1 protein-coding gene is annotated in these 723 nt (G+C 39.3%); it reads left to right on the top strand.

Features of this window, described 5'->3' with window-relative positions; genetic code table 11:
• The first annotated feature begins 40 nt into the window (after nucleotides 1-40).
• Nucleotides 41-463 (top strand): NTF2 fold immunity protein, encoded by a 423-nt coding sequence (locus tag ACTHUR_RS13960; protein ID WP_440399141.1) that lies wholly within the window; start codon nucleotides 41-43, stop codon nucleotides 461-463.
• Nucleotides 464-723 lie beyond the last annotated feature (260 nt).

The following is a 723-nucleotide window of genomic DNA, read 5'->3' as shown; positions in this document are numbered from 1 at the left end:
GTAAAATGCAATTTAGAACACTTCAAAGGAAATTCGTAATATGAAAACCGCGCATGAAACATTAGCTGAGTTCATTCAACAAATGAAAGATTATGAATTGTATTGGGGAGGGCTTACTCAAAAAAGTTTGGATGAAGGTACTTTTTTTGAAATTGATGAAGATGAAAACAGCAAAAAAAGATCTGACGAAATCAAAAAAATACACCACCAATTTTTATCTAAAAAAGCTTTATCTTTAAAGCGAGCTAGACAAGAAGCCCCTTCTTTTCGAATGCCACCAGAATATAACCAAACCATTACAGCCGAAAGGAAAATCAGTGATAAAAAATATGAAATAGATGTGTTGGATGATAGTGGGGAAAAGAAAACCTATACGCTGGTTTTGGAAGGTGGGGAATGGAAAATCGATCAGATGGGTTTTATGTATTACGATAAATGGAAGAAGTCCCGCCAATTGTTTTGAATAGACGATAACTTGTCGTTAGTAAATGGAGGTCGTCTGAAAACCTGCGCTTTGCAAACCTGTGGTTTAGGATTAGTATAACTATACCAATTTATCCTAAATCCATTTCAAATCATTCACTTCGGAGAGATTCCATGAGCTACACGGCCCCTGTAAACGAATTGCGTTTCGGCATCCGCGTGCACGGCAGGTTGGACGAAGTCCTGCAACTGCCCCATGCGGAAGGTTTGGATGCGGAAACGGTGGATGCGGTGCTGGAC

It is taken from the genome of Neisseria sp. P0021.S007 (assembly GCF_051956855.1).
Note: the sequence above shows the minus strand (reverse complement) of the source record. Positions and strands in the feature narration are given on the sequence as shown.

Coding starts and splice junctions, on each gene's coding strand:
- ACTHUR_RS13960 (WP_440399141.1), top strand. CDS start 41: ATGAAAACCGCGCATGAAACATTAGCTGAGTTCATTCAACAAATGAAA.